At 70.8% G+C, this 21,749-nt stretch carries 22 protein-coding genes; 9 read left to right on the plus strand and 13 right to left on the minus strand.

The genetic code is table 11. The annotated features are described in order from the left end of the window. The first annotated feature begins 70 nt into the window (after positions 1-70). Together ACGFWE_RS24150 and ACGFWE_RS24155 are read left to right on the plus strand one after the other, a co-directional pair. Entirely contained in the window at positions 71-1,309 is a 1,239-nt protein-coding gene (locus ACGFWE_RS24150) for a DUF6777 domain-containing protein (RefSeq protein WP_393601627.1), read from the plus strand. A gap of 87 nt (positions 1,310-1,396) precedes the next feature. Then, the gene (locus ACGFWE_RS24155; RefSeq protein ID WP_352385976.1) at positions 1,397-1,855 is read left to right on the plus strand and encodes an ATP-binding protein; all 459 of its coding nucleotides are present in this window, start codon (positions 1,397-1,399) and stop codon (positions 1,853-1,855) included. Positions 1,856-1,927: 72 nt separating this feature from the next. Here ACGFWE_RS24155 and ACGFWE_RS24160 read toward each other — a convergent pair whose 3' ends face one another. Together ACGFWE_RS24160 and ACGFWE_RS24165 are read right to left on the minus strand one after the other, a co-directional pair. Continuing rightward, the gene (locus tag ACGFWE_RS24160) at positions 1,928-2,824 is read right to left on the minus strand and encodes an RNA polymerase sigma factor SigF (protein WP_352385974.1); all 897 of its coding nucleotides are present in this window, start codon (positions 2,822-2,824) and stop codon (positions 1,928-1,930) included. A gap of 218 nt (positions 2,825-3,042) precedes the next feature. Further along, the gene (locus tag ACGFWE_RS24165) at positions 3,043-3,843 is read right to left on the minus strand and encodes a class I SAM-dependent methyltransferase (protein WP_393601629.1); all 801 of its coding nucleotides are present in this window, start codon (positions 3,841-3,843) and stop codon (positions 3,043-3,045) included. Positions 3,844-3,907: 64 nt separating this feature from the next. Here ACGFWE_RS24165 and ACGFWE_RS24170 point away from each other — a divergent pair, with 64 nt between their 5' ends. Beyond that, positions 3,908-4,345, plus strand: a complete 438-nt coding sequence (locus ACGFWE_RS24170; protein WP_393601631.1) for a helix-turn-helix domain-containing protein — start codon at positions 3,908-3,910, stop codon at positions 4,343-4,345. Between the two features lie 18 nt (positions 4,346-4,363). On the opposite strand, the gene ACGFWE_RS24175 is transcribed toward ACGFWE_RS24170, so the two are convergent. The 3 genes from ACGFWE_RS24175 to ACGFWE_RS24185 all read right to left on the minus strand — a co-directional run bounded on the left by ACGFWE_RS24175 (position 4,364) and on the right by ACGFWE_RS24185 (position 6,949). Continuing rightward, on the minus strand, positions 4,364-4,966 hold the full coding sequence (locus ACGFWE_RS24175) for an ATP-dependent Clp protease proteolytic subunit (protein WP_352385968.1): 603 nt from the start codon (positions 4,964-4,966) through the stop codon (positions 4,364-4,366). Between the two features lies 1 nt (position 4,967). Next, positions 4,968-5,591, minus strand: coding sequence for an ATP-dependent Clp protease proteolytic subunit (locus ACGFWE_RS24180; protein WP_352385966.1), 624 nt, complete (start codon positions 5,589-5,591; stop codon positions 4,968-4,970). 146 nt (positions 5,592-5,737) lie between these two features. Beyond that, a complete protein-coding gene (locus tag ACGFWE_RS24185) occupies positions 5,738-6,949 on the minus strand; it encodes an epoxide hydrolase family protein (protein ID WP_393601634.1) in 1,212 nt (403 codons plus the stop codon). A gap of 124 nt (positions 6,950-7,073) precedes the next feature. Between ACGFWE_RS24185 and ACGFWE_RS24190 the strand changes: the two genes are divergently transcribed. Then, on the plus strand, positions 7,074-7,553 hold the full coding sequence (locus tag ACGFWE_RS24190; RefSeq protein WP_393601636.1) for a VOC family protein: 480 nt from the start codon (positions 7,074-7,076) through the stop codon (positions 7,551-7,553). A gap of 39 nt (positions 7,554-7,592) precedes the next feature. Here ACGFWE_RS24190 and ACGFWE_RS24195 read toward each other — a convergent pair whose 3' ends face one another. From ACGFWE_RS24195 to ACGFWE_RS24210, 4 genes are all read right to left on the minus strand, one after another. Continuing rightward, a complete protein-coding gene (locus ACGFWE_RS24195; protein WP_393601637.1) occupies positions 7,593-8,492 on the minus strand; it encodes an SGNH/GDSL hydrolase family protein in 900 nt (299 codons plus the stop codon). A 124-nt stretch (positions 8,493-8,616) separates the two neighbouring features. Further along, positions 8,617-9,492: a geranyl diphosphate 2-C-methyltransferase gene (locus ACGFWE_RS24200; RefSeq protein ID WP_393601639.1), complete on the minus strand. Its 876-nt coding sequence runs from the start codon at positions 9,490-9,492 to the stop codon at positions 8,617-8,619. A 49-nt stretch (positions 9,493-9,541) separates the two neighbouring features. Further along, entirely contained in the window at positions 9,542-10,591 is a 1,050-nt protein-coding gene (locus ACGFWE_RS24205) for a family 2 encapsulin nanocompartment cargo protein terpene cyclase (RefSeq protein ID WP_393601641.1), read from the minus strand. Beyond that, positions 10,588-12,024, minus strand: a complete 1,437-nt coding sequence (locus ACGFWE_RS24210; RefSeq protein WP_393601643.1) for a family 2B encapsulin nanocompartment shell protein — start codon at positions 12,022-12,024, stop codon at positions 10,588-10,590. Before ACGFWE_RS24210 ends, ACGFWE_RS24205 begins: the two co-directional genes overlap by 4 nt. Before the next feature lie 597 nt (positions 12,025-12,621). On the opposite strand from ACGFWE_RS24210, the gene ACGFWE_RS24215 reads away from it, so the two are divergent. Next, positions 12,622-13,422: a VOC family protein gene (locus ACGFWE_RS24215; protein ID WP_352385953.1), complete on the plus strand. Its 801-nt coding sequence runs from the start codon at positions 12,622-12,624 to the stop codon at positions 13,420-13,422. A 405-nt stretch (positions 13,423-13,827) separates the two neighbouring features. Further along, a complete protein-coding gene (locus ACGFWE_RS24220; RefSeq protein WP_393601646.1) occupies positions 13,828-14,526 on the plus strand; it encodes a ribonuclease H in 699 nt (232 codons plus the stop codon). 21 nt (positions 14,527-14,547) lie between these two features. Here ACGFWE_RS24220 and ACGFWE_RS24225 read toward each other — a convergent pair whose 3' ends face one another. The 3 genes from ACGFWE_RS24225 to ACGFWE_RS24235 all read right to left on the minus strand — a co-directional run bounded on the left by ACGFWE_RS24225 (position 14,548) and on the right by ACGFWE_RS24235 (position 16,296). Continuing rightward, positions 14,548-15,000 (minus strand): SRPBCC family protein, encoded by a 453-nt coding sequence (locus tag ACGFWE_RS24225; RefSeq protein WP_007379788.1) that lies wholly within the window; start codon positions 14,998-15,000, stop codon positions 14,548-14,550. An 82-nt stretch (positions 15,001-15,082) separates the two neighbouring features. Further along, positions 15,083-15,907, minus strand: coding sequence for a tyrosinase family protein (locus ACGFWE_RS24230; protein ID WP_393601648.1), 825 nt, complete (start codon positions 15,905-15,907; stop codon positions 15,083-15,085). A 44-nt stretch (positions 15,908-15,951) separates the two neighbouring features. Further along, a complete protein-coding gene (locus ACGFWE_RS24235) occupies positions 15,952-16,296 on the minus strand; it encodes a tyrosinase cofactor (RefSeq protein WP_352385946.1) in 345 nt (114 codons plus the stop codon). Positions 16,297-16,630: 334 nt separating this feature from the next. Here ACGFWE_RS24235 and ACGFWE_RS24240 point away from each other — a divergent pair, with 334 nt between their 5' ends. The 3 genes from ACGFWE_RS24240 (at position 16,631) to ACGFWE_RS24250 (ending at position 20,022) form a co-directional block, all read left to right on the plus strand. Beyond that, positions 16,631-17,848 carry an FAD-dependent monooxygenase gene (locus ACGFWE_RS24240; RefSeq protein WP_393601650.1) on the plus strand — a complete coding sequence of 406 codons (1,218 nt, stop codon included), beginning with the start codon at positions 16,631-16,633 and terminating at the stop codon, positions 17,846-17,848. Positions 17,849-17,941: 93 nt separating this feature from the next. After that, positions 17,942-19,432, plus strand: coding sequence for an MFS transporter (locus tag ACGFWE_RS24245; protein ID WP_393601652.1), 1,491 nt, complete (start codon positions 17,942-17,944; stop codon positions 19,430-19,432). Next, complete coding sequence (locus ACGFWE_RS24250) at positions 19,429-20,022, plus strand: TetR family transcriptional regulator (protein WP_352385940.1); 594 nt, start codon at positions 19,429-19,431, stop codon at positions 20,020-20,022. The genes ACGFWE_RS24245 and ACGFWE_RS24250 overlap by 4 nt, the downstream gene beginning before the upstream one ends. On the opposite strand, the gene ACGFWE_RS24255 is transcribed toward ACGFWE_RS24250, so the two are convergent. Then, positions 20,019-21,740: a cholesterol oxidase substrate-binding domain-containing protein gene (locus ACGFWE_RS24255; RefSeq protein ID WP_393601654.1), complete on the minus strand. Its 1,722-nt coding sequence runs from the start codon at positions 21,738-21,740 to the stop codon at positions 20,019-20,021. The two genes, ACGFWE_RS24250 and ACGFWE_RS24255, sit on opposite strands and share 4 nt — an antisense overlap. Positions 21,741-21,749: the final 9 nt, after the last annotated feature.

Here is a 21,749-nt window from a genome sequence, read left to right on the forward strand (position 1 = left end):
GCGGAAAAATGCGGCTGAATCGGGGCAATCGGATCGCGCCGCAGGAGTCCCGCGTCGGGAAGAAGAACTCGTGAGCGTCGAACCGCCTACGTCGGGCCGCCCCACCGGGCCGCCCTCGGGACCCCTCTCGGGCCCCTCGCAGCCGCCTTCGGGCCCGCCCTCGCAGCCCCCGGGCAGCAGCGGCGGAGCACCCGCGCCCGAACCCCGCCGCCCCTGGTGGCGGTCGGCACCCCGGGTCGCGATCATCGCCGGCGCGGTCGTCGTCGCCGTGGTCCTCGCCCTCGTCTTCACCCGCTCCGGCGGCGGCTCCACCGCGGCCGGCGGCAACGGTGAGGTCTTCCTCCAGGCCGCCGCCAAGACGGGCCCCGACCCCTTCACCGAGTCGACCGCGAAGGACAGCACGGTGCCACCGGTCTCCGCCACCCCGACCGGCTCCTCCTCCGAGCCGGCGAACGCCGTGCGCGGCGTGGACGGCGCCGCTCCCGGCCTCTACGGAGGCACCCGCAACGTCTCCAGCTGCGACATCGAGAAGCAGGTCAAGGCCCTTGGGGCAGACCCCGCGAAGAACAGCGTGTTCGCCTCGGTCGCCGGCGTCCAGCCGTCCGGGGTCCCCGCCTTCCTGCGCTCGCTCACACCCGTCCAGCTGCGCATGGACACCCGCGTCACCAATCACGGCTACCGTGACGGCGCCGCCACCAGCTACCAGGCCGTCCTCCAGGCCGGCACCGCCGTGCTCGTCGACGACCGCGGAGTGCCCCGCACGCGCTGTGCCTGCGGCAACCCGCTGACCCCGCCGGTCGCCCAGCAGAGCACGCCGAAGCCCACCGGCGACTCCTGGGCGTCGTACCACCCCTCGAACGTGGTCGTGGTGGCGCCCTCGACGACGGTCATCAACATCTTCGTGATCTACGACCCCGACCACCACGACTGGGTCGCCCGGCACCGCGGCGACACCGGGAGCAAGGACCACAGGACCCACCCGCCGGCCAGGCCCTCCCCGCCGGTGACCGTGTCCCCGCCGACGGCACCCGGCACATCGACGTCCCCGGCCTCCCCGTCGCCCTGCGTCTCCACGTCGAGCGGGGCTCCGACGCCCTCCGGCTCGCACCGCCCGTGCCCGCCGGCCCTGGTCGCCCCGTCCTCCCCGCCCACGAGCCCGCCCACGTCACAGCCGCCCAGCAGTGAATCCTCACGTGAGCCCCTCGTACCCGAGTCCTCGGCACCGCCGGCGCCCCTCACCTCCTCCACCACGCCGGAGACGACACAGTCCGCGCCCCTGTCCAGTGCCACGGTGTCCCCGGCAGTGTGACGTATCACCTGGACTGCGGCGGGCGACTCGGGGTACGAGGACTGGTGCAGCAGCGTCCGGCCAGTCCGGCTTCCGAGAGAGAAACGCATGATCGATCATCTGGACGGGGCAGTGATACCGACTGGTTTCGACGTGCCCGTGGAACCCCTGCGGCGGGCAGCGCACTACACGGGCGAGCCGGGAAGTATCGCCGATGCGCGGTCGTTCGCCGCGGACTTCCTGGACAGACTCAGAACCGAGTGGTGTGCCGACGTCGGCAGCCGTGCCGAGGACGAGGTGCTCCTCGTGGTGAGCGAACTCGTCACCAACGCCGACCGGCACAGCAACGGGCCGTACATCCTCGAACTGGAGGGCACCGACGCCACGGTCACCGTCACGGTCTACGACAGCAGCGAAGCCCTGCCCCGCAGGTTCCCGCGGGATCCTCAGCGCGTCGGCCGGCACGGTCTGGAGATCGTGCACGTCCTGGCACGGGAGGTCGCGGCGGAACGCGTACCCGTGGGCAAGCGCGTGAGGGCCGTACTGGGCTTCGGCGCCAAGGAGTGAGCGGCCCGCCTCACGTACGTACAACGGGTGCCGTCCGGAGACGGCACCCGCTTTTTTCGCTGTCCGTGTGGGTCAGGCGCAGCCCAGCTCCCCGAGCATGCCCTCACGCAGCCGCGTGATGATCCGCTTGATCAGCCGGGACACGTGCATCTGCGAGCAGCCGAGGCGCTCACCGATCTCCGACTGCGTGGCCTCCTCCACGAACCGCATGTGGATGATCTGCCGGTCGCGGTCGCTGAGCTCGGCCATCAGCGGGGCGAGTGACTGGAAGTCCTCGACGAGCCGCAGCCCGTCCTCCTCCACGCCGATGAAGTCGGCGAGCACGGCTTCGCCGCCCTCGGGGCCGTCGCCGGTCAGGGCGGCGTCCAGGGACGAGGAGTTGTAGCCGTTCGAGGCGATCTGCGCCTCGATCACCTCCTTCTCGGAGATGTTCATCAGGGTGGCGAGTTCGGCCACCGTCGGATCGCGGTCCAGCCGGCTGCCGAGTTCCTCACGCGCCTTGGCCAGCTCGACGCGCAGCTCCTGAAGGCGCCGCGGGACGTGCACCGCCCAGGTGGTGTCACGGAAGAAGCGCTTGATCTCGCCGACGATGTAGGGGAGCGCGAACGACGTGAACTCGACCTCGCGGGAGATCTCGAACCGGTCGATCGCCTTGATCAGACCGATCATGCCGGTCTGGACGATGTCCTCCATGTCGTCGCCACGGCCCCGGAACCTTCCGGCCGCGAAGCGCACGAGCGACATGTTCATCTCGATGAGGGTGTTGCGCGCGTACTGGTACTCGTGCGTGCCCTCTTCGAGCTCGGTCAGGCGCTGGAAGAACTGGCGGGACAGCTCGCGTGCGTCCCGAGGGGCGACGGAGCGCGGTTCCTCGACTCCCGGCAGGGGTGTCCCACCCGTCCTGGTCCCGCTGGCGTGCTCGGTGACGTGTGCCTCCGAACGATTCACGGCGGTGACGGCGGTATGCATTACCTCTCCCACGAAAGTCACGGCTCGACGTCTGCCTCTTCGGCCTGGGTTGTCACGAGTGCTGCAGGTGTGGCCTGCCGTGTACCCGGAACGCAAGAACATATGCGTGCCCGGACCACCGGCCGACCGATCAGCCCGCAGCTCTCTCGCCCTGCGCCTACCCGGGGAGTGACGACGCATGCCCCCCAAGTTGACCGGTGGCGTGAAATCGCCGTTCCTCAGAGAGCGACCCGGGTCGCGACGATCAGTTCGTGGAGGTAGCGCTTGGTGACCCGGCCGCCGTACCGCGTGTCGATCAGTTCCCGGATGCAGGCCAGCAGGCCCTCGCGGCGGGTGCAGTCGAGCGCCCGGTGGCCCGAGTAGGTGAGGAGGACGTCGATGTACTCGTCGGCGGTGTGGGTGATGTCCTGTTCGAAGCGCGTGACCGTGACGTCGGCGAAGCGCGGACAGGTCTCGAACTCCTCCGTCTCCGAGAGGATCTCGGACGACGGCCGGAGCCGCAGACCGGGCGGTGTGGCCGGATCCCAGCGTTCGTAGCACTCCTGGGCCCGGGCGAAGAACTCGGTCGTGCCGCCCGCCACATGGTGGGTGACCACGACAGCGAGATGTCCCCCGGCGCGCAGCGCGTCCGCCGCCTTCTCCACCCGGACGGCCGGGTCGATCCAGTGGAAGGCGGTGGCGCAGGCGACCAGGTCGAAGCGCTCCTTTGGCAGCGGCCAGCGCTCGAACTCTGCGGTACGCACATCGACCCGCGGGAATCCCGCCAGCCGCCGCCTGGCCACCGCGGCCAGCGCGTCGCCCAGCTCCACCGCCGTGATGTGACACCCGAACCCGGCAAGGGCACGGGTCAGCTGACCCGTACCTGGGCCGATCTCCAGCACACGGCTCCGTCGGCCGAGGGCCGCCGACCGTGCCAACTCCCCGACCAGAGCGGGCGGATAGCTCGGACGCGCCTTGTCGTACAGCTCCGCCGCGTCGTTGAACGTCTCGCGCAGCACCGGTGTCCGCGACCTTCCCATCGATTCCACCCAGGGCAGAATGCCGGACCCTTCCCCTGGCGGCCAGGGAATTTAGGCTGAGCCGGTGAGCAACGAAGCGCCGAACCAAGCCCGCGTGATCCCGCTGCGCCCGCAGTCCGCGCGCCCGGGGTCCGTCCGCCCAGTGTCCGAACGCCCCGCCACGGCACCGCCGCGGGATCCCGCCGCCAGGGAGACCAGGCAATCCAGGGAACCCCTGTGGCGTGACCTCGTCGGAGACGTCCTGCGCCGCGAGCGCCTCGCCCAGGAGCGCACGCTCAAGGACGTGGCCGACGCGGCCCGGATCTCGATGCCCTACCTCTCCGAAGTCGAGCGCGGCCGCAAGGAGGCCTCCTCGGAGGTCCTCGCGGCCGCCGCCCAGGCACTGGGTCTCGGCCTCGGTGATCTGCTCTCCCTGGCCCAGGGGGAGCTCACCCGGCACGCCGCGCGCAGCCGCCGCGCGGTGCCGGGATCGCCGTACAACGGGATGTGCCTGGCGGCCTGAGGCGGCGGGGCCGGTGTCTCAGACCGTCACGAGGCGCCGGCTCACCACCTCGTCGGCCAGCCCGTACTCCACCGCCTCCTGCGCGGTGAACACCTTGTCGCGGTCCATGTCCGCGCGCAGGGTCGCGATGTCGTGGTGGGTGTGGCGGGCCAGCACCTCCTCGACCTGGGAGCGGATGCGGACCATCTCCTTGGCCTGCAGGGCGAGATCGGAGATGGCGCCGCGGCTGCCGCCGGAGGCGGGCTGGCCGAGCAGTACGCGTGCGTGCTCCAGCACGAGCCGCCGCCCGGGGTCCCCGCCGGCCAGCAGGACGGCCGCGGTGGACGCCGCCTGTCCCACGCACAGCGTCGAGATCGGGGCCTGCACGTAGGTCATCGTGTCGTAGATCGCCATCAGCGAGGTGAACGATCCGCCGGGGGAGTTGATGTAGATCGAGATCTCGTTCTCCGGTGCCGCCGACTCCAGGTGCAGGAGCTGTGCGATCACGACGTTGGCCACGCCGTCGTCGATCTCGGTGCCGAGGAAGATGATCCGCTCGGAGAGCAGGCGGCTGAACACGTCGGAGGACCGCTCGCCCTGCGCGGTCCGCTCGACGACGTACGGAATCGTGTAGTTCGCCATGTCACAGCCCCATCCGTCGCTTCGAGGCGGCCGGGCGGACGTCCGCGAGGGACTCCAGGACCCGGTCCACCATGCCGTACTCCTTGGCCTCCTCGGCCGTGAACCAGCGGTCGCGGTCGCCGTCGCGGGCGATGGTCTCCGGTGTCTGGCCCGTGTTCTCGGCGAGGAGCCGCTCCATGGTCTGTTTGCTGTGATCCAGGTTCTCCGCCTGGATCAGGATGTCGGCGGTGGTCCCGCCGATGCCCGCGGACCCCTGGTGCATCATGATCCGGGCGTTGGGCAGGGCGTACCGCTTGCCGGGTGTGCCGCCGCAGAGCAGGAACTGGCCCATGCTCGCCGCGAAACCCATGGCGAGCGTCGACACGTCGTTGGGAATCAGCCGCATCGTGTCGTAGATGGCGAGGCCCGCGTACACGGAGCCGCCCGGGCTGTTGATGTACAGGCTGATGTCGGTGCGCGGGTCCTCCGCGGACAGGACCAGCAGCTGGGAGCAGATCCGGTTGGCGGAGACCTCGTCGACCTGGGTGCCCAGCAGGACGATGCGCTGGGCGAGGAGCTGGGCGGCCAGTTGGTCGTCGAAGCGGGTGGGAGGGGTGTCGCCGTCCTCGGCCCGGGGGGAAGTCATGGGCGGTCCTCGTGGTCGTAGGGATGCCGTCGGCTCCACTGTCGACCTCGCAGGACGGCCCGCGGCGTTTTCTCTGCCGGTGGCAGATTCGCCACCGGCAGAGGGCCGGCCCGGGGGTGTGCTGAGCGGTGTGCTCAGCGGTGGGCTCAGCCCTTCTCGCGCAGCTGCCGGAAGAACGCCCGCACGTCGCCGACCAGCAGGTCCGGCTCCTCCATCGCCGCGAAGTGGCCGCCCCGGTCGAACTCGGTCCAGCGCACGATGTTGTCGGTGCGTTCCGCCTTGTGCCGCAGCGGGAGCTGAAGCTCCGCCGGGAAGACGGCGAGGGCGGTCGGCGCGGTCGACGGTTCGGTGGGCCGGGCCGCCCTCCCGCCCGTGGCGTGCGCCCGCTCGTAGTAGATCCGGGCGGCCGAACCGCCGGTGCCGGTCAGCCAGTACAGCATCACGTTGGTCAGCAGCCGGTCCCGGTCCACGGCCTCCTCGGGCAGCTCCGCGGAGTCGGTCCACTCCTGGAACTTCTCGACGATCCAGGCGAGTTGGCCGACCGGCGAGTCGGTGAGGGCGTAGGCGAGGGTCTGCGGCCGGGTGGAGTGCAGGACCGCGTACCCGGTGCCCTCCGCCGACCAGGCGCCCCACCGGCGCCATGACTCCAGCGTCTGCTCCCGTTCCCCGGGGCCGAGCGCGGCGAGTTCCTCCTCCGTCGGTCCGTGCGTCGCCTGCGCGCCCGGCAGCAGGTTGAGGTGGACACCGATGATCCGCTCGGGATGGGCGCGGCCCAGCTCCCGGGAGATCGCCGAGCCCCAGTCACCGCCCTGCGCGCCGAACCGCTCGTAGCCGAGCCGTGTCATCAGCTCGGCCCACGCGTCGGCGATCCGGCCCGCCTCCCAGCCCGTGTCGGCGGGCGGCCCGGACAGCCCGAACCCGGGGATGCTCGGTACGACGACGTGGAAGGCGTCGGCCCGGTCGCCGCCGTGGGCCGCCGGATCGGTCAACGGGCCCACCACGTCCAGGAACTCGACGATCGAGCCCGGCCAGCCGTGCGTGATGATCAGCGGGGTGGCGTCCGGCTCGGGGGAGCGGATGTGGGCGAAGTGCACGGTCGTGCCGTCGATGACGGTCGTGAACTGGGGCCACTCGTTCAGCTGTGCCTCGGCCGCCCGCCAGTCGTAGGAGTGCCGCCAGTGGTGGGCGAGTTCGCGCAGGTAGGCCGCCGGGACGCCGTATGCCCAGCCCGTGGCCGAGAGGTCGTCGGGCCAGCGGGTGCGGTCGAGCCGGTCGTGGAGGTCGTCGAGGTCGCTCTGCGGAATGTCGAGGCGGAAGGGCCGGACCGGGTCCGTGGGCTCTGTGGGCGCAGACGTCATGCCCGGATGCTAGTTCGCACCGGTGTATCGGCCACCTGGATTAATCCGCCGTCCGACCGATGAGTTCCGCGGCGAGGATCGGTCGACACACATGACGGACGTTCCCACGACCCAGGAGGTACCCATGACCACCGACGGTTTTACCACTTGTCTCTGGTTCGACGGCCAGGCCGAGGAGGCCGCCCACTTCTACGTCTCGGTCTTCAAGAACTCCAGCATCGGCGAGGTCGCCCGCTATCCCGAGGGCGCGCCCCAGCCCGCCGGCAGTGTGCTGACCGTCGAGTTCACGGCGAACGGCCACCGGTTCCTCGCGCTGAACGGCGGCCCCGAGTTCAAGTTCACCGAGGCGGTCTCCTTCATGGTCTTCTGCGAGAACCAGGAGGAGATCGACTACTACTGGAGCAAGCTCACCGAGGGCGGCGAGCCCGGCCCCTGCGGCTGGCTCAAGGACCGGTACGGCCTGTCCTGGCAGGTGGTGCCGGACCGGCTGCAGGCCATGGTCACCGACCCGGACCCGGCGAAGTCGGCCCGCGTCATGAAGGCGTTCATGGCGATGAGCAAGTTCGACCTCGCCGCCCTGGACCGGGCGTACGCGGGCGAGTGAGCGCGCCCCGAACGCGCGCGGGCGCTCCTCAGGACGACCTCAGGACGTACCGATCACCCGCGTGATCTCCTGGGCGATCCGCAGGATGCCGGGGGAGCGGACCGGGCACGGCCTGGGCGTGGGCGTCGTGGGCGCCAGGCAGAAGTGCAGATAGTCCTTGTCGAGGTGCAGGGCGGTGCGGTCGCGGTCCGGCTGGGTGCAGTAGTCGGGGTGCTCGTACTCGTAGGCGGTGCAGGGCAGGTACTGCGCCCAGGAGTAGCGGGATCCGGCGGGTGCCACCGTCGCGCCCGCGTCGGCGACGACATCGTCCGAGGCGGCCGCCTGCGCCTCGTACAGTTCGTTCACGCGCCGGACCCGGTCGGGGGTGATCGGGTCCGGGCCCTGGGCCACCCACACGATCCGCGGCCGCCGTGCACCGCCGGCCGCGGCGATCTGATCGGTCAGCCTCTTCAGGTCCGCCCGGTACCTGCTGAAGTACTTCTGTGGTGAGGCGGCATGGCTGATCCCGTCCATGCACCACGTGTAGTACCACGCGTTGCCCCAGAACTGCAGCACCACGAAGTCCGGGTGCAGCGCCCGGACCAGCGCGGCCGCCTTGTCCTTGTCGGGCACCAGGGACTTCTTCCCGGTGCCCTCCAGGTAGTCGCACGGCGTGGTCCCCGAGTACGGGGCGCTCGTGTACGTCGCCCGCAGATTCCGGCGCAGCTCCTGCCCGAGGACCCGCTGGGCCTCCATGGCGAGCGAGTCGCCGAGATACAGCACCCGCGGGGCGACGACGGCCGTGGAGGCGCTCGGGGAGGTCTGGGCGCGCTGATGCGTGGTGGCCCCGCGGGAGACGTCCGGGGTCGGTGGTGCCGTCTCCGGTCCGTCCGAGGGGTCGCTGCAGGCGCCGAGCAGCAGGACTGCGGTCAGCAGTCCCACGATCCACGATGTCCGCATGCGCGACTCCCGCCCCGGTCGCCGAAAAACGGTTCCCCAGGCAAGCACAGCCGGGCCCGAGGGGGAAGACACGCGGCGTGGCAAGAGAGGACCGGGGCTCGCGAAACGGCCCCGGCCCTCGCGTTCACACCCGGTCGGCGGCGATCAGCAGGTACTGAAAACTGCCGTTCCGGTAGGCGGTCAGAAAGGTCTCCTCGATCCCGGTCACCAGATGGTCGGCCTCCTTGCGCAGCTCCCAGTAGGGCAGCGCCGCCTCGGTGAGGTCCTCGACGTGCACCGGCACCAGCCGGTTGCGGGCCAGCGCCCGGAAGTACGCCGAGCGGGGATGGATGTCGCAGATGTAGTGGGCGTTGATGAGCGAGACCTCGCGGGAGGCCTGTCCGTAGGTGTCGTTGTAGCAGCCGGTGATGACCACATAGCGCCCGCCGCGGCGCAGCAGCCGGGCATGCTCGGCGAACAGCAGGTCCAGCTCGACGTACATGCTCGACTCGTTGTTCCAGGAGGCCGCGTACGCCCCGGAGGGCAGCCCGGTGTCCAGCATGTTGCGGTGGTGGTAGCGCACCCGGTCGTCGATGCCCCGCTTGCGGGCCTGGGCGTTGGCGAACTCCGCCTGCTTCTCGGAGATGGTGACGCCGTCGCTATGGCACCCGTAGCGCAGATGCGCCACGACACTGCCGCCGCCGCGCCCGCAGCCGGCGTCGAAGACCCGGTCCTCGGGGGTGAGCGGGCCCAGATGGGCGGTGAGGACTTCGGCCTGCGCGTGTTCGAGGCGGTGCAGTTCGGCGGTGATCCGCTCACGCCGCCGTACCGGATCGGGCTCGTCGAGCACGGCGCGGTCGGCCTCTCCGATGCCGTAGTGGTGGTGGTAGAGGTCGTCGAGCTTTCCGAGTTCGAGGTTGACCGGGTTCTCCTCGGCGTTCCAGTAGGCCGCGACACGGCTCTGGTACGTCGACTGGGTCGGCACCTGGGCCGCGGTGCCGGCGTGGGGGGCGATGGTCAACGGTGACTCCTTGTGCTGGTGCGTGTGACGTTCTGTCATTCGGGTGCGCTTACCAGTAGTTGGGCAGGTGGTAGCGGTGGCTGTTGGTGGCGTGCCACTCGTGGTTGCCGGCCACCCAGTCGGACAGGCTCCGGGTGTAGCGCTCCACGAGCGGTGAGATGGCGGACAGCAGCGCCGACTCCTCGTCGAAGGCCGCCATGATCCGGTTGTGGATCTCGACGGACTTCAGATAGGCGGCCTTGAGCCCGCACCGGTCGTTGGCGGCGACGACCTGCGGCAGGTTGAGGTGGGTGGGATCGCTCGCCAGTTCCTTGGTGAAGGAGTAGAGGTCGTTGACGATCGTGGTGGCGTTGCAGGCGAGTGCCGTGACCCGCTGGATCTCGGGCCGGGCGTACAGCGCCTCGGGCAGTTCGTAGCCGTCGACGGCGTCCACGATCGACAGACAGGGCCGGAAGTTGTTGAACTGCCGCATCACCAGGTACTCCCAGACCCGCGGCACATACCGGGTCTCCGCCCAGGCGGCCTCGGCGAGGTAGCCGAGGTGCAGCCGGGCGATGTCGTGGACGAACCGGTCGGTCTGGCTCGGGGTGGCGAGGGCGGCGTAGTCCGTCAGCGCGAAGTGGTAGGCGCGCAGCGGGCCGTCGGCCCTGACGCCCTCCCGCCACTCCTCCTCCAGCTCGGGGATGCCGTGGTACGGGTCGATCGCCGACTGGGCCACGATCAGCCGGCCGCCGAGGCCCCGGCGTGCTCCGCCGCGGCCCTCGTCCTCCTCGCAGTAGCAGGAGTCGACGACGTTCTCCGCGAGCAGCAACTCCCCGGCGACCGTGAGCCGTTCGAGGTCGACGGCCTCCGGATGCTGGAGGACCACGGCCCGGCCGAACTGGAACCCCGAGAAGTCCCCCTTCCACGCCTCCGGGAACAGGTCGAGGCGCCGGGCCCAGTCCTCCAGCCTGCGGTCTACCTCCGCGGCTTTCACCGGATCCGCGGGCGCGACCTGCCGGTGTCTGAGGCCGGGGATCGCCCCGCCGCGCCGGGAAGTGCGCAGGCTGCTCGCGATGTCGGGCGGACCCGGCAGGGACGGGGTGCTCGTCACGGTCACTCGGCCGTCCGGCCGATCTGGGCGTTCTCCAGGATCCCGACCGCGTCCGGGACCAGGATGGCCATCGAGTAGTAGGCGGTGACGAGGTAGCGGATGATCGAGTTGGTGTCGATCCCCATGAACCGCACGTTGAGGCCCGGCTGGTACTCCTCGGGGATGCCGGTCTGGTAGAGCCCGATGGCACCCTGGTCGCCCTCCCCGGTGCGCAGCGCGATGATGCTGCTGGTGTGCTGCGGGCTGACCGGGATCTTGTTGCAGGGGAAGATCGGCACCCCGCGCCAGGCGGGGATCTCGTGCCCCTCGACGCTCGCCGTACCCGGCACCAGACCGCGCCGGTTGCACTGCCGGAAGAACGCCGCGATCGCCTTCGGATGGGCGAGGAACAGCTTGGTCTTGCGGCGCATGGCGAGCAGGTCGTCCATGTCGTCCGGGGTCGGCGGGCCGGCGAAGGTGCTGATGCGCTGGCCGTGGTCGGCGTTGTGCAGCAGCCCGAACTCCCGGTTGTTGACCAGCTCCCACTCCTGGCGTTCGCGGATCTCCTCGATGGTCAGGCGGAGTTGCTGCTCGGTCTGGTCCATCGGGTTGTTGTAGAGGTCGGCGACCCGGGTGTGCACCCGCAGCACGGTCTGGGTCAGGGACAACTCGTACTCGCGCGGGGCGAGTTCGTAGTCGACGTAGCCGCCGTTGATCGTCGGCTCCCCGACATGGCCCGCCTGGACGGGGACGTCGGCCTCGCCCTTGCGGTTCATCGGCAGGCTCTGCCGTCGCGCGTAGGCCTCCAGATGGGCCGCGAGCGAGGGCACCCGGTCGGTGAACTCCCTGACCACCGACCAGGGCAGGACCAGTACGACGCCGGCGGTCTCCGCCCGTACCGAGCTCAGCCACAACGGGTCGGGCCGGCCGATCGCCTCGTCGCCCATCTGGTCGCCGTCGGTGACCACGCCGACGATCTCCTCCTCGCCGTACTTGCCCTCGGCGAAGCGGGTGAAGCGGCCGTGCACCACGAGGTAGGCCTCGGTGACCGGCTGCCCGGCCTCGACGAGGATCTGGCCGGCGCGGATCTCCCGGACCCGGAAGCGGGTCGCGAGTTCTTTGAGGACCTCGGTGTCCGAGTAGCCGCGCAGAGTGGGGAGTTCGGTGAGGGTCTGGGGGATGACCCGGATGTCGTCGGCGCCGTTCTGCTCGAACTGCACCCGGCCCCGGCCCACCCGGAGCTGGAGGCGCCGGTTGACGCGGTAGGTGCCGCCTTTCACGTCCACCCACGGCAGCATGCGCAGCAGCCAGCGGGAGCTGATGGCCTGCATCTGGGGTTCGGACTTGGTGGTGGTGGCGAGTTGTCGGGCCGCGGTGGTGCTGAGGCTGGTGAGCTGGGTTTCGGACGGGGGATCGGGTTCGTCGACGGCGGGGCCGGCGGCGCTGTCCGGTGTGGACACATTCCCTCCTGGCAGGTGAGCGGGATGACCGAGCGCGGCACCAGCCAAACAGGCGGGGCGGCCGTCCGAGCAGGGCGTGAAGGGGGCGTCTTCGCGGCAGGGAAGGTGTAAACATCGCTGGTGAGGCAGTCGGGGCGCGATGAGTGCCTCCGCGCTCCTGGTGTGGGAGTTCACGGTGTGCACTTCCTTGTCGTGGCGCGGCGGGAGGTACGTCGCCGAGGCCACCTCTGCGAAGCGGAACACGCTGTCCGTCGTCGAGCCCGCCGGGAGGCCGAAGAGTGCACGCGGCCGGTACGCTCGTGTACTCCCCGTAGCCCCGTAGCCCCGTAGCCCCGTCGGCGTCTCAGTCCGGTACGGGGAGGCGGGACACGGATCCTCGGACCCGCGCACGGAGCAGGCGCACGTCCCGCCGGTCCGCCGCCGCCAGGCCCCACCCGCCCCCGCTCATCGCCCCCGAAGCCACGCACCCCGCACGCCCCTGGAGCGCGTCCCTTCTGTCCCTTCTGGTGGCGAATCGTCCGTTCGGCGCGCGGTCGGGCGTCCCCGTGGCTAGCGTGTGAAGACGGACCGACCACCGATTCGGGAAGGGCCGCGATCATGGCCGTACAACCTGAGGGAACCCCCTGCTGGGCCGATGCGATGTTCAGCGACGTCGAGGGAGCCAAGAGCTTCTACGGCGACGTCCTCGGCTGGACCTTCGGCGAGTCGTCGTCGGAGTACGGCAACTACACGCAGGCCTACTCGGACGGCAAGGCCGTCGCCGCCGTCGTGCCGCCGATGCCGGGGCAGGAAGGGCACTCGCAGTGGTGTCTGTACCTCGCGTCGCCGGACGCCGCCGCCACCGCCGGCAAGATCCGTGACAACGGCGGCGAGGTGCTCATGGAACCGATGCAGGTCGGCGACTTCGGCACGATGTGCCTGGCGCGCGACCCGAGCGGAGTCGTCTTCGGCGTGTGGCAGGCGGGCACCCACGAGGGCTTCGAGGCGCCGCCCGAGCAGCCCGGCGCGTTCTGCTGGGCCGAGATCTACACTCGCGAACCCGAGAAGTCCGACGCGTTCTTCCCGGCCGTCTTCGGCTACCGCGCCCAGCGGATGGAGGACGAGGCCATCGACTTCCACATGTTCAACCTCGACGACAAGACGGTCCTCGGCCGGATGAAGATGACCGACGACTTCCCGCCCGAGGTACCGGCGTACATCAACGTCTACTTCTCGGTCCCCGACTGCGACGACGCCGTGGCCCGCGCCACCAAGCTCGGCGGTGTCCTGCGGTTCGGGCCGATGGACTCGCCCTTCGGCCGGTTCGCGGCCCTCAGTGACCCGCAGGGCGCGAGCTTCTCGGTCATCGACGTGACGACGACCCAGGGCGACATCCCCCAGATCTCCGACGTGCCCTAGCCGGTGCCGGTGCCGGTGCAGTCATCGAGCAGCTCCCACCCCTCGCGTCGCGCTGCGAGGGTCGTGACCGCGGTCGTCCCGGCGGGGTGAACGGGGGCAGGTCCCGGCCGACGCGGACGTGGATCTGCTCGCCCTCCCGTTGATCTGGGGCGCGCACCTGCGCTGCGAGACGCGGACGGGGCGGCGCCCGAGGGCGAGGTGGTCCGCTGGGTGGTGGCCGCGGGGTGAACGGGGCGGGTCCCGGGCGACGCCGACGTGGGCCTGCTCGCCTCCACGCTGATCGGGGCCGCGCATCTGCTCTTCGCCGACGCGGACGGAGGGAGCGGTACCCGAGGGCGAGGAGGTCCGCAGGGCCGTGGCCGCGGTCGTCCCGGCGGGGTGAACGGGGGCCCCTCCGCTCATGGCATGATCGAGCGCATGCGTGAACGACTGGTGGCCGCGTGCGACGGGGCTTCGAAGGGAAATCCGGGGCCCGCGGCCTGGGCCTGGGTCATCGCCGACGAGTCGGAGACACCGTCCCGCTGGGAGGCAGGGCCGCTCGGCAAGGCCACCAACAACGTCGCCGAACTCACCGCACTGGAGCGGCTGCTCGCCGCGACCGACCCGGACGTGCCGCTGGAGATCCGGATGGACTCCCAGTACGCCATGAAGGCCGTCACCACCTGGCTGCCGGGCTGGAAGCGCAACGGCTGGAAGACCTCCGCGGGCAAGCCGGTCGCCAACCAGGACCTCGTCGTGCGGATCGACGAACTGCTCGACGGGCGTTCGGTCGAGTTCCGTTACGTCCCCGCCCACCAGGTCGACGGCGACCCGCTCAACGACTTCGCCGACCGCGCGGCCAGCCAGGCGGCCATCGTCCAGGAGCCCGCGAGCAGCGAACTCGGCTCTCCGCAGCCGCCGCCGTCGCCGGACACCCCGCAAAAAGCCGACCGCCCCGCCCGGGCCAAGTCGCCCAAGCGGAGCGGCGGTTCGTCTTCTCGTACGATCAAGGCCAAGTTCCCCGGCCGGTGTCTGTGCGGACGTTCCTACGCGGCGGGCGAGCCCATCGCGAAGAACGCCCAGGGCTGGGGGCACCCGGAGTGCCGTACGGAAGCGGCCGGTTAGGGGCCGGCCGGAGCGCGAGGGTCAGATGACCGCGCCGCGCCACTCACCGGTCTCCTGACCGCGCTCCTCGATGAACGTCTTGAAGCGCTCCAGGTCGCCCTTGGTCTGCCGCTTCACGAAGCCGAGCTTGTCGCCCACCTTCTCGGTGATGCTGTCCGGATGGAAGTCCATCTGGAGCATCACCTTGGTGTGGCCCTCGTCGAGCCGGTGGAAGGTCACCGCACCGGCCTGCTTGGCCTCGCCGGCGATGGTGGTCCAGGCGACCCGCTCGTCCGGGATCTGCTCGGTGATCTCCGCGTCGAACTCCCTGTGCACTCCGTTGACGTTGGTCACCCAGTGCGTGAGCGTGTCGGTGCGCTGTTCGATGCGCTCGACCCCGCTCATGAACTCGGGGAAGGTCTCGAACTGCGTCCACTGGTTGTAGGCGGTGTGCACCGGCACGCCGACCTCGATGGACTCCTCGACCTGCGACACGGGTGAATCCCTCCTTCGTCTTCTCGGTGTGTGTGGCGCGGGTACCGCGTGATCCGGAGGGCAAACCGCCGCAAGACGAATGTCATGCCGTGTCGAAGGTGTAGTGGCGCGTGTGGTCCAGCAGGTCCGCGGGGCGCACGTCGTTCCACGGCCGCATGGTCTCGTCGAGGTCGACGACCTCGGGCGTTCCGGCGGCCGGGACGTAGCGGGAGTCCGGATGCCGCCGCTGCCACTGGGCCCACAGCTTGTCCACGTAGGCGTGGTGGAGCCAGAACACCGGATCGTTGGGGGAGACCCCGGTCGCCATCTGCCCGCCCACCCAGACATGGACCCGGTTGTGCAGATTGACCCCGCGCCAGCCCTCCAGATGGTTGCGGAAACCGTTCGACGAGCTGTTCCAGGGAGCCATGTCGTACGTCGCCATGGACAGCACCGACTCCACCTCGCCCCGGGTCGGCAACTCCCGTACGCCGACGCCGAGGGCGCGTCTGAGATACGTACGGCCGTCGACCCGCACGTTGATCGGCCACGCGCCGGTGTCCGCGGCGAACGGGCCGTCCATCACCCGACCGTCCCGGCTGCGCCCGGTGCCGCCGAGGAAGTCGGGACCCCACAGCGAGGCGCGCGGGGAGCGGTCGGCGCTCCAGTCCCAGTAGGGGAGTGCCACCGAGGCGTCCACCGACTGCAGGGCCCGCTCGAAGTCGAGCAGGAATCTGCGGTGCCAGGGCAGGAAGGAGGGCGAACGGTGGCCGGTGCGCTCGCCGTTGTCGGTGTCGGCCATGATGAAGCCGTTGTGCGTGGTGACGAACGCGTCGTAGCGGCCGCTGCGCTTCAGTTCCAGAACGGCGGCGACGAACCGCCGCTTCTCGTCGGCGGACAGGGTGGCCTGGTTCTTGCGGACGGTCATGTGCGGGTGCTCCAAAAGGGCGTGCGGGGGCGGGGCGGCGGCGGTCAGTTGGCGGGGAGCGGCAGCAGCCGCGCGCCCTGGAGCTCGTCGACGGCGGCCCGCGCGGCGGCGCGCGGCGTGGGCACCGGGTCGTAGTGGCTGACGACACTGATCCAGGTGCCGTCGGCGTTGCGCATCATGTGCAGCTCCACGCCGTCGACCGTCACCCGGTAGCCGCCGTGGTGGCCGCCGGTGGACCGGCCCCGTATCCGGCGGCCCTTGTAGACCTCGTCGAAGACCTCCGGTGACCCGTGATGGTGGTCTTCGGCGGATGCGCGCGGGGCGGCGGCCGCTCCTGCGGCGAGGGCGGCCGTCGCGGTGAGCGCGGTACGGCGGGTGAGTTCCGGCATGCGGTGTGCCTCCTGGGTTGACGGACTCCGCATGCCTATCCGCCCGGTCGAGAGCGGGAGAAATCGCTTGAGGCCGGTTGGCTCCGATCCAGACAATTACCTACATGTCGTACAGCGTTGAACGAAGATGATCTTGCTGTAGAGAGGGCTTTCGGGAACCCGGACGGAGGAATTCCTCCTCTCGCGAGCCGTGAATCCGATGATCCTTTGCGGGTGAACCCGCTGGCAGTGGCCCTCCTCACGCGCTGAAAGTGGCGTGAACCGGAGCGAGGGTCACGCACCCTCTGGCTGCTACTCTGCGTTGCCAATTGACCGCTTTGGGTAATTTCTAGGGGTGCGTGTGAAGGTCGCCTGCGTCGGCGGCGGGCCCGCCGGCCTGTATCTCTCGATCCTGCTGAAACGGCAGGACCCGTCCCACGACATCACTGTCCACGAGCGCGACCCGGAGGGCTCGACCTACGGCTGGGGCGTCACCTACTGGCGCGGACTGCTCGACAAGCTCCACGTCCACGACCCCGAGTCCGCCCGCGCGATCGAGGAGGCGTCGGTCACCTGGAACCAGGGCGAGGCCCGAGTGCGCGACCTGGTCACCCGGCGCCCGAGCGACGAGGGCTTCGGCATCGGCCGCCACCGCCTGCTGGAGATCCTCGCCACGCGGGCCCGCTCCCTGGGCGTACGGCTCGAGTTCGAGCACGAGATCACCCACGACAACCTCCCCGCGGCCGAGCTCGTCGTGGCCGGCGACGGCGTGCGCAGCGCCCTGCGCACCGGGCACGCCGACCACTTCGGAGCCGAGACCACGGAGGGCCGCAACCACTACATCTGGCTCGGCACCAGCAAGGTCTTCGACTCCTTCACCTTCGCCTTCGTCGAGACCGACCACGGCTGGATCTGGTGCTACGGCTACGCCTTCAGCCCCGAGCGCAGCACCGTCGTCGTCGAGTGCGCACCGCGGACCTGGACCGGCCTCGGACTGGACAGCGCCGGCGACGCCGACGGACTCGCCCTGCTGGAGAAGCTGTTCGCCGACGTCCTCGACGGCCATCCGCTGATCGGCCGCTCCACCGGCTCGGGCAGCGCCCAGTGGCTGAACTTCCGCACCCTCACCAACCGGACCTGGCGCCACGACAACCTCGTCCTGCTCGGCGACGCCGCCCACACCACCCACTACTCCATCGGCGCCGGCACCACCCTCGCCCTGGAGGACGCCATCGCCCTCGCCGACGCCCTGCATGCGCACACCGAGCTTCCGCAGGCACTCGCGCGCTACGAGCGGCAGCGCAAGTCGGAGCTGCTCTCCATCCAGAGCGCCGCCCGCTACAGCGCCCAGTGGTACGAGAACCTGTCCCGCTACATCGACCTGCCGCCGGAGCAGATGTTCGCCCTGCTCGGCCAGCGTCACTCGCCGCTGCTGCCCCATGTCCCGCCCCAGCTGTACTACCGGATCGACAAGGCCGCCGGGCAGCTGGAGGCCCTGCGCAGGTTCAAGCGCTGGCTCGGACCGAAGGTCGCACGCGGCGTGCACGCGCGGGAGCTGGCCTCGCGCAAGTAACCGCGGCCCTGGAAACGGTTGGGTGAATGACGATTCACCGCTAGAGTGAATTGTCATTCACCCACTGTTTTCCCTGTCGATTCCGGAGCGCCGATGGACCAGCAGGGCCCGATATCCCCGTCCCGCGGAGCAGTCGGCAAAACCGGCCTGCGGGCCCGGCTCACCGTCCCGGTGCTGGCGATGTGCGGCACGCTCATGGCCGTCATGCAGACCGTGGTCGTCCCGCTGCTGCCGGACCTGCCCCGGCTGACGCACTCCTCGCCCGGCGCCGTCTCCTGGATGGTCACGGCGACCCTGCTGGCCGGTGCCGTCCTCACCCCCGTGCTCGGCCGCGCCGGCGACATGTACGGCAAGCGCCGGGTGCTGACCGGCGCCCTCGCCCTGATGACGCTCGGCTCGGTGATGTGCGCCCTGTCGTCCGACATCACCGTGCTCATCGCGGCCCGCGCCCTCCAGGGTGCCGCCGCCGCCGTGGTGCCGCTGTCGATCAGTATCCTGCGCGACGAACTGCCGCCCGAGCGCCGGGGTTCCGCGGTCGCGATGATGAGTTCCACGGTCGGCATCGGCGCCGCGCTCGGTCTGCCGCTGGCCGCCATGGTCGTCCAGTACGCCGACTGGCACACCATGTTCTGGATGACCAGCGCCCTCGGCGCCCTCGGGGTCACGGCCGTGTCGTGGGCCGTGCGCGAGTCGCCGGTACGACAGCCGGGCCGCTTCGACGTGCCGGGCGCCCTGGGACTGGCCGTCGGCCTGGTCAGCCTGCTGCTCGGGGTGTCCCAGGGCGGGCAGTGGGGCTGGGGCAGCCCGCGGGTCCTCAGCCTGTTCCTGGTCTCCGTCGGCGTCCTCGCCCTGTGGTGGTGGCGCCAACTGCGCACCGAGCAGCCCCTGGTCGACCTGCGGCTCGTCACCCGGCCGCGGGTGGGCCTGTCCCACGTGGCCGCCCTGCTCACCGGCTTCGCGTTCTACGCCAACTCCCTGGTGACGGCCCAGCTGGTCCAGGCACCGAAGGCCACCGGTTACGGACTCGGTCTGTCGATCGTGGCCACCGGCCTGTGCCTGCTGCCTGGCGGAGTGACCATGCTGCTGTTCTCACCGCTGTCGGCCCGGATCTCCGCCACCCGCGGCCCGCGCATCACGCTCGCCCTCGGCGCCGCGGTCATCGCGTGCGGCTACGCCGTACGCATCGCGGACAGCCGCGACCTGTGGATGATCATCCTCGGTGCGACCGTGGTGGCCACCGGCACCACCCTCGCCTACTCGGCCCTGCCCACCCTGATCCTGCGTGCCGTCCCGGCCGAGCAGACCGCCTCCGCCAACGGCGTCAACGTCCTGATGCGCACCATCGGCCAGGCCACCTCCAGCGCGGCGGTCGCGGCGGTACTGGTCCACCACACCAGCCCGGTCGGCGGCGTCCTCGTGCCCACCCTGCACGGCTACCTGATGGCCTTCGCCATGGCGGGCGCGATAGCCCTCGCGGCCTGCGCGGCGGCGCTGACCATCCCCGGCGACTCCGCGCCCGAGGGGACCCGCCGGACGAAGGGCCGCACCCGGGGCGCGCGGGACGGGGCGATGGAGGGAGCATGAGTGCCGTGAGCACACCGCCCCCCACCACCACGACCGCCCGCCGCGACGCCGAGTCGACCAAGGCCGCCATCCTCAGGGCGGCCCGCTATCTCCTGGCCCGCACCCCTTACGCCGACATCACCCTCAAGGCGGTCGCCGAACGCGCCGGTGTCAGCCCGCCGTTGATCGTGAAGTACTTCGGCAACAAGGACGCCCTCCTCGCCCGCGTCATGTCCTTCGAGTCCGACGCGACGGCCCTGCTCGACGCCCCCGTCGACGACCTGGGCCGCCACATGGTCCGCCATGTCCTCACCGGCCAGATCGAACGCGGCGCCGACCCCCTGCTCCGCATCGCCTTCGCCCCCGTCCAGGGCGAACACGGCGACATCCTGCGCGTCAACTTCCGCGCCCAGGTGGTCGAACGCCTCGCGGAGCGCCTGCGGGGCCCCGACGCCGGCCTGCGCGCCGAACTGGCCGTCGGCACCCTCCTGGGCCTGGGCGTGATGTACGGCATCGCCCGGGGCACCGAGCTGAGGGCGAGCGCCGTGGAAGACGTCGTGGACCGCTACGCCCCCACCGTGCAGGCCCACTTGACGCCAGAAGGGCCCTAGCGGAACAGCCGGTCCAGGAACGCGTTGCCGAACACGCCGTGCGGATCGAGCCGGTCCAGCACTCCCGCTGCCTTCCCCCACACCGCCTCACCGAACGACCCGGGGATCGTCGTCCCCAGCACCTCCTCGTCCGCCCACACGGCGTCGTCCGTGTAGGCCCAGCCCTTGGACCACTCGACACGCGTCCCCTGGTAGCCGTCGAACAGGAACTGCTCGATCTCCCGCAGAAAGGCCTCCGCGTACGGCGTCCCCGGCAGCGTCAGGATGTCCAGCCACACCGCCGTGTCCCACTCGGGATGCGCCTGGTCCGCCCGCAGCGCCGACAGCAGCGGGGCCCGCGCCCCCATCACCTCGGCCTCCGCCGGATCGTCGAGCCCGGTCACCCTGATCTCCACCGTCCCGTTGACCGGGAACCGCCCCTGCGCCGTGTACGCGGCGAGCCTCTCCCGGTACAAGTCCGTGAACTCGGAGACGACCCGCTGCACCTGGTCCCGGCTCGTCAGGACCGCGTACCCGTTCGCGGTCACCCTGAGCGTCGTCGGTCTGATGTACAGCAGCGTGTTCTTGGACGGCCCCCAGATGTCCGCCGACAGCGTCGCGGTGAGCCCCACGGTCGCCACGTCGAGCTGGGCGTTGCCGAGCACCGGTGCCAGATACCAGGCCGCGTCCGACACCATCCGCCCGGCCAGATCCGCCACCAGCGTCGGAACGTTGTCGGAGAAGGGGTAGTTGTACGGCGAGGTCACCCGCCGCGAGGTCAGCGGCTTGCGCGGCGCCACGCTCCACACCTTCAGCCACGGGAACTCCGTGTAGGCGAACCAGATCGCCTCTACCCGCCCGGCCTCCTCCAGGAAACTCGCGAAGGTCCGCCCCTCACCGCCGGGCGCGGCGAAGAGCTCGGCCGCCGGGATGTCGACCCGGCTGACACACCGCAGATTGCTGTCGGCGCCCACCCGCAGCACGACCTCGGTGACGAACGTCCGCCCGAGATGCGTGAGCAGGGCCGCGCTGTCGGCCTCGGCGCGGCTGAAGGTGCGCAGCCCGTACGCCCCGCTGTCCTCGTCCCACACCACCGCCGTCAGCGACAGGATGCGATTGCTGAGCGAGCCGTACGTCTGCCCGGGCAGCCGTTGCTCCCCGTCGGCCGGGACGGCGGTGCCGTGCGCGTCGATCGCCAGCGCGCCGCCCAGGGTGAGGTCACCGGGCGCGGGCGCGGCCGTGACGCCGAGCCCGTGCCCCTCCAGATAGGTGAGCAGCGCCTCCAGCGTGACGCCGGTGCCGGCCCGCACCGCGGAGGCGGAGTCCAGGGACAGGCCGGTGAGGTGGGAGGCGGTGTCGACGAGGAGGACGGGCGCGTCGGACCCGGTGCCCTCGGTGATGGTCAGGGGCGACCAGCCGTGCGAGGAGCCCCGCGCGCGGACCCGCCAGCCGTGCCGCCAGGCCCAGTTGACGACCTCCACCACCTGGTCCGGGCCGGTCGGAGCGCAGGCCCACAGCCCGTCGGCGGTGATCTCGCCGACCCAGTTCCGGTACGCCGAGCGGTGCAGGGCCACGCCCGCCGGGAAATCGGGCAGCTCCTCGGCCGCGGCCGCCGGATCGGCCGGCAGCAGAATCGGTACGGCCGCGAGGGCGGCGGCGCTCGCGAGGAAGCCGCGACGGGTCCAGGACGGTGTCTCCTGCGGGTGGTTGGGGTGGTTGCTCAAAGAACGATCAGTCACGGGGTCACG

Origin of the sequence: Streptomyces sp. NPDC048523 (genome assembly GCF_043199815.1) — a bacterium.
Classification (GTDB): Bacteria; Actinomycetota; Actinomycetes; order Streptomycetales; family Streptomycetaceae; genus Streptomyces.